The following is a 6,329-nucleotide window of genomic DNA, read 5'->3' as shown; positions in this document are numbered from 1 at the left end:
GCGCCGGCAGCGGCCTGTTCGCCGAGTCGCCGCGGGCCGAGGCAACCGCCGCGCCGCCGCCGCCGCGCCGTAGCCTGTTCAACCTCGTGACCGGCGTGATCCGCAGCGGCCTGCCGACGGTCGCGCCCGCGGAAGCGCAACCGCAGCCGCAGCCGATCATCCATCAGGAGACGTCGTTGCCGGGCCATACCACCGAGACCGTGCGCGCGAACGTGCGGCCGGCGGCCGGCGACGAGATGGGCATCGACATCCCGGCCTTCCTGCGCCGCCAGTCTTCCTGATTCCGGAACGATCACGCACTGCAAAAGATCGTTTATCTACAGCCTATTAGGCTGAAATACTCAGCAATAATGATTGACTGGCGCACCGGGTGGCAGCCGCATAGGTTCCACCCGGTCGCGGATTACCCGCCGCGTCCGCCACGGGCCCTTCGCCCGCAGGCCACGAAAGAGACGAGGCGATGGACGGACTGCCGTATACAATTCCCCTGCAGACCACCGCCGCTCCGCAGCGCACGCTGAAGGCGTCCATCGATTGCGTGGGTGTGGGCGTGCATTCGGGCCGAAAGACCACTCTGACGCTGCAGCCGGCGCCCGTCGGCAGCGGCATCGTGTTCCGCCGCACCGACCTCAATATCGACATCCCCGCCCGGTTCGACCACGTGGACGACACCCGCCTGTGCACGGTGCTGGCCCTGCCCGGCCGGCCGGAGGCGCGCGTCGGCACGGTTGAGCATGTGATGGCTGCCCTGGCCGGCTGCGGCGTGACCAATGCCGTGGTCACGGTGGACGGGCCGGAAGTGCCGATCCTCGACGGCTCCGCCGCCAGCTTCGTGTTCCTGATCGATTGCGCCGGGATCGTGACGCAGGATGCGCCGGCCCCGACGATCGAGGTACTGCGCACCGTGCGCGTAACCCAAGGGCATGGCGAGAACGCCGCCTTTGCCGAATTGCGCCCGGCCCCATTCGGCCTCGACATGGCGATGTCGATCGCCTTCGACGCCGCGGCGATCGGCCGCCAGGCGCTGTCGCTGCGCGTCTCGCCTGAAACCTTCCGGGCCGATCTGGCGCGCGCGCGCACCTTCACCCTGGCCCAGGAAGTCGCCGCCCTGCAGGCCGCCGGCCTGGCGCTGGGCGGCAGCCTGGACAATGCCGTGGTGGTGGACAACGCCCGCGTGCTGAACCCCGGCGGGCTGCGCGTGGCCGACGAGTTCGTGCGCCACAAGATGCTGGACGCGGTCGGCGACCTGGCGCTGGCCGGCGCCGCCCTGCGCGGCCGGCTGGTGGCGCATCGCAGCGGCCATGCGCTGAACAACCAGCTGCTGCGCGCCTTGTTCGCCGACGACGCCAACTGGCGCCTGGTGGGCGGCGAGTCGCGGCACCCCGGCAGCGCCGACACCCGCATGGCCAACGCCCCGTCGGCCGACGGCAGTGCCGGTTTGGCCGGCCTGGGGTCCTGGCAGGAGCGGCGCGTGCCGGTCGCCGCCGCGCCGGTCTGAGCGCCCTCGCCATCCCTTCGCCCGGCGGGGTTCGCCTCGCGCGCGGGCATGCTATAAACCGGCCTCCCTCAGACCGACCGGTGAATGACCTGATGATGCTCCGCCGCGTGGCTCGCTCAGCTGCCGTCCCCGTTGCCCCCTTCGCAGCACGGCTGGTCGTTGCGGTCGGCCTGCTCGCCTCGCTCGGGGCATGCTCCTCGATCTCGCCGTGGACCGGCAAGGGCGAGGACCTTCAGAAGCCGTTCGACCCGACCACCCAGACCGCCGAGCAGCTCTACAGCAACGGCGTCGATGCCATGAACGCCCGCAACTTCCAGACCGCGGGCCGCCAGTTCGACATGGTCGAACAGACCTATCCCTATTCCACCTGGGCGGTGAACGCCCAGCTGATGCAGGGGTTTCTGTTCTACCAGATGAACATGTACACGGACGCGATCGGCGCGCTCGACCGGTTCATCCAGCTGCACCCGGCGCACCGGGACATCGCTTACGCATACTACCTGCGGGCGCTGTGCTTCTACGAGCAGATCGCCGACATCAAGCGCGACCAGCACAACACCCAGGAGGCGATCGGCGCGCTGCAGGAGGTGGTGAACCGCTTCCCCGACAGCTCCTATGCCCGCGACGCCAAGCTGAAGATCGATCTCGCCCGCGACCATCTGGCAGGCAAGGAAATGGAGATCGGGCGCTACTACGAGCGCCAGCATCTCTACACCGCCGCCATCGGCCGCTTCCAACGCGTGGTGGACGATTTCCAGACCACCAACCACGTCGCCGAGGCGTTGCACCGCCTGACCGAGATCTACCTGATCCTCGGCCTGCCGGAGCAGGCCAAGCGGACCGCCGCCGTGCTGGGCCACAACTACCCCGGCAGCGAATGGTACGAGGACAGCTACAACCAGTTGCTGGCAGTCGGCGAGGTCACCGACACGCAGGGAAAGCCGGAGCCCTCGCAGCGGCCCGGCCTGCTCAGCCGCACCTGGCGTTCCATCTTCTGAGCGCCCGCCGGGCCCCGCACCGCAGCACATGCTGACCGCACTCTCGATCCGCGACGTGGTGCTGATCGAGCGTCTGGACCTGTCCTTCGGGCCGGGCCTGACCGTGCTGACCGGGGAGACCGGGGCCGGGAAGTCGATCCTGCTGGACAGCCTCGGGCTCGCCATGGGCGCACGGTCCGAGGCCGGGCTGGTGCGGGCGGGGGCGGAGCAGGCCAGCGTCGCCGCCGTGTTCGCGCCGCCGGCGGGCCACCCCGTCTACACGCTGCTCGCCGAGCAGGGCATCGCCGCCGACGACGAGATCGTGCTGCGCCGGGTGGTGGCCAAGGACGGCCGTTCCCGCGCCTTCGCCAATGACCAGCCGGTGGGCGCCGCATTGTTGAAGCGCGCCGCCGGCCTGCTGGCCGAGGTCCAGGGCCAGCACGACCAGATGGGCCTCGCCGATCCGGCCGGGCACGCTCTCCTGCTCGACGCATTCGGCGTGCCGGACGGCCTGCGCGCGGCGGTGGCGGCGGGGCACCGGGCATGGCGCGCCGCCGCGGCCGCGCTGGAGGCGGCACGCGAGGCGATCGCCGAGGCCGAGCGCGACCAGGAATGGCTGCGCCACGCCGTCGATGAGCTGGCCCGGCTCGCGCCCGAGGACGGCGAGGAGGAGCGCCTCGCCGCCGAGCGCCAGCGCCTGCAACAGGGCGAGAGGCGCGCCGCAGCGATCGCGACCGCGCTCGGTGAGCTGTCCTCGCGCGACCGGCGCAATCCCGGCCCGGCCGCTTCATTGCGTGCGGCCGCCCGGGCGTTGCAGCGGCTGACGCCGGCGAACGATCCCGACGCCGCGAACCCGGCCGCGCCCGCCATGGCGGCGCTGGAACGCGCGGAGGAAGCCCTGGCCGAAGCGGAGACCCTGCTGACCCGGCTGGCCGACGAGGCGGAAGCCGATCCACGGCTGCTGGAAGCCGCCGAGGAGCGGCTGTTCGCGTTGCGGGCGGCGGCGCGCAAGCACGGCCTGCAGGTGATGGAATTGCCCGCCCTGCTCGCCACGTTGCGCGACCGGCTGGCGGCGCTGGAGACGGGCTCCGCGCGGGTCGAAGAACTGGAACGCGAAGCCGCCGCGACCCGCGCCAGCTATGCCGAAGCCTGCTCCCGGCTGTCGGAGGCGCGGCGCGCGGCGGCGGCGAAGCTGGACCGGGCCGTGGCCAGGGAGCTGCCGCCGCTGCGCCTGGAGCGGGCGCGCTTCGTCACCGATATGTCTCCCCTGCCCGAGTCCGACTGGGGCGCCCAGGGCGCCGACGCGGTCCGCTTCCTGATCGCCACCAACCCCGGCCAGGCGCCGGGACCACTGGCGAAGATCGCCTCCGGCGGCGAGTTGTCCCGGCTGATGCTCGCCTTGAAAGTGGTGCTGGCGGGCGGCTCGCCTGTCCCCACCCTGGTGTTCGACGAGGTGGACAGCGGCATCGGCGGCGCCACCGCGGCGGCCGTGGGCGAGCGGCTGACCCGGGTGGCGCAGCGTGTGCAGGTGCTGCTGGTCACTCACAGCCCGCAGGTGGCGGCCCGCGGGGCGGCGCATCTGCGCGTGGCCAAGACCGTCGCCAAGGGCCGGGCGGCGACGCATGTCCAACATCTCGATGGCCCCGAGCGCCGCGAGGAGATCGCCCGAATGCTGGCCGGCGAAACCGTCACCGCCGCGGCGCGCGCCGCCGCCGAAAGCCTGCTGGGGCCGGCATGAGCACCACCGGCACACGATCGGTGGAAGCCCTGACCGAGGCCGAGGCCGCCACCGAACTCGCGGCCCTCGCCGCCGAGATCGCCGGGCACGACCGCGCCTATTACGAGCAGGACGCGCCGGTCGTCAGCGACGCCGAATACGACGCGCTGCGCCGGCGCAACGACGCGATCGAGGCACGATTCCCGCAGTTGGTCCGCCCGGATTCGCCCTCGCTGCGCGTCGGCGCGGCGCCGGTGGGCGGATTCGCCAAGCTGCGCCACCGCGTGCCGATGCTGTCGCTCGACAACGTCTTCGCGCCCGAGGACTTCGCCGAATTCTGCGACCGCATCCGCCGCTTCCTCACCCTGAAAGATGATCCGCTGGCCTTCGTCGGCGAGCCCAAGATCGACGGGCTGTCGATCTCGCTGACATACGAGAACGGCCGCTTCGTCCAGGGCGCCACCCGCGGCGACGGCACGGAAGGCGAAGACGTCACCGCCAATCTGCGCACGATGAAAAGCGTGCCCCGCACGCTGCATGGCCACGCGCCCGCCCTGATCGAGATCCGCGGCGAGGTGTTCATGACCAAGGCCGATTTCCTGGCGCTGAACGCGGCCCAGGAAGCCGCCGGCCAGAAGCCCTTCGCCAATCCGCGCAACGCCGCCGCCGGCAGCCTGCGCCAGCTCGACCCCACCGTCACCGCCGGCCGCCGGCTGTCGCTGTTCGCCTACGCCATGGGCGATGCCAGCGAGCCGGTGGCGCCGACGCACTGGGCGTATCTGCAGCGGCTGAAGGCCTGGGGCTTCACCGTGAACCCGCTGTCGCAGCACCTGGCCGGCGAGACCGAGGCCGCCGCCTTCGAGGCCGAGATGGGCGCCCGCCGCGCCGCCCTGCCCTACGATATCGACGGTGTCGTCTACAAGATCGACGATCTCGGACTGCAGCGCCGTCTCGGCTTCGTCGGCCGCGCGCCGCGCTGGGCGGTGGCCTGGAAGTTCCCCGCCGAGCAGGCCACCACCGTGCTCGACGACATCGACATCCAGGTCGGCCGCACCGGCGCGCTGACGCCGGTGGCCCGGCTGCAGCCGGTCAACGTGGGTGGCGTGCTGGTGCGCAACGCCACGCTGCACAACGAGGACGAGATCGCCCGCAAGGACATACGCATCGGCGACACGGTGGTGCTGCAGCGCGCCGGCGACGTGATCCCGCAGATCGTTTCGGTAGTGCTGGACAAGCGCCCCGCCACTGCGAAGCCCTATGTGTTCCCGCATATCTGCCCTGTCTGCGGCAGCCTCGCGGTGCGCCCGCCCGGCGAGGTGGTGCTGCGCTGCACCGGCGGCCTGACCTGCGCGGCACAGACCGAAGAGCGGCTGATCCATTTCGTCTCGCGCCCCGCCTTCGACATCGAGGGGCTGGGCGAGAAGACCATCCGCGAGTTCCACGCCGACGGCCTGATCAAGGGCCCCGCCGACATCTTCCGCCTGCCCGCACATGAATCCGAGATCGCCCAACGCGAGGGTTGGGGCGAGCTGTCCGCCCGCAACCTCACCCGCGCGATCGAGCAGCGCCGAACCATTTCGCTGGCCCGCTTCATCTATGCGCTGGGCATCCGCCGCATCGGAGAGGCCAACGCCAAGCTGCTCGCGCGCAACTACCGCGGCTTCGCCGGCTGGCGTGCGCAGATGCTGGCCGCGGTCGCCATCGGATCCGAAGCGCGCAGCGACCTCGGCAGCATCGTCGGCATCGGCCCCGCGATCGCCGAGGAACTCGCCGAGTTCTTTGCCGAGCCGCGCAACGTCGCCACGATCGATGAACTCGCGGGCATGCTGACCATTGAGGACGCGGCGCCGGAAGCCGGCGGCGGCGAACTGGCCGGCAAGATCGTGGTGTTCACCGGCACGCTGGAAACCATGAGCCGGCCGGAAGCCAAGGCGATGGCGGAGAAGCTCGGCGCGCGTGTGACAGACAGCGTCTCGAAGAAGACCGACCTCGTCGTCGTCGGCGCCGACGCGGGATCGAAAGCGCGCAAAGCGGCCGAATTGGGCGTGCGCACGATGACCGAGGCCGAATGGCGCGCGCTTGTCGTCAAGGAGCAACACTGAAGATTCCACTGGCGCGCTGCAGCAACGAGATGCAT

4 protein-coding genes and 1 pseudogene are annotated in these 6,329 nt (G+C 71.1%); all 5 read left to right on the top strand.

Translation table 11 applies throughout. From position 1 onward, the window contains the following. Positions 1-281, top strand: a pseudogene (locus OL599_RS23995) (cell division protein FtsZ); the annotation flags it as partial. 179 nt (positions 282-460) lie between these two features. Next, complete coding sequence (gene lpxC, locus OL599_RS23990; RefSeq protein WP_264716575.1) at positions 461-1,498, top strand: UDP-3-O-acyl-N-acetylglucosamine deacetylase; 1,038 nt, start codon at positions 461-463, stop codon at positions 1,496-1,498. A 107-nt stretch (positions 1,499-1,605) separates the two neighbouring features. Further along, positions 1,606-2,496, top strand: coding sequence for an outer membrane protein assembly factor BamD (locus OL599_RS23985; RefSeq protein ID WP_264716574.1), 891 nt, complete (start codon positions 1,606-1,608; stop codon positions 2,494-2,496). A 28-nt stretch (positions 2,497-2,524) separates the two neighbouring features. Further along, positions 2,525-4,213 carry a DNA repair protein RecN gene (gene recN, locus OL599_RS23980; RefSeq protein WP_264716573.1) on the top strand — a complete coding sequence of 563 codons (1,689 nt, stop codon included), beginning with the start codon at positions 2,525-2,527 and terminating at the stop codon, positions 4,211-4,213. Continuing rightward, positions 4,210-6,294, top strand: coding sequence for an NAD-dependent DNA ligase LigA (gene ligA, locus OL599_RS23975; RefSeq protein WP_264716572.1), 2,085 nt, complete (start codon positions 4,210-4,212; stop codon positions 6,292-6,294). Before recN ends, ligA begins: the two co-directional genes overlap by 4 nt. Positions 6,295-6,329: the final 35 nt, after the last annotated feature.

It is taken from the genome of Limobrevibacterium gyesilva (assembly GCF_025989185.1).
GTDB classification, from domain to species: Bacteria; Pseudomonadota; Alphaproteobacteria; order Acetobacterales; family Acetobacteraceae; genus Limobrevibacterium; species Limobrevibacterium gyesilva.
The sequence above is the reverse complement of the archived record's forward strand: the minus strand, read 5'-3'. Positions and strand labels throughout refer to the sequence as shown.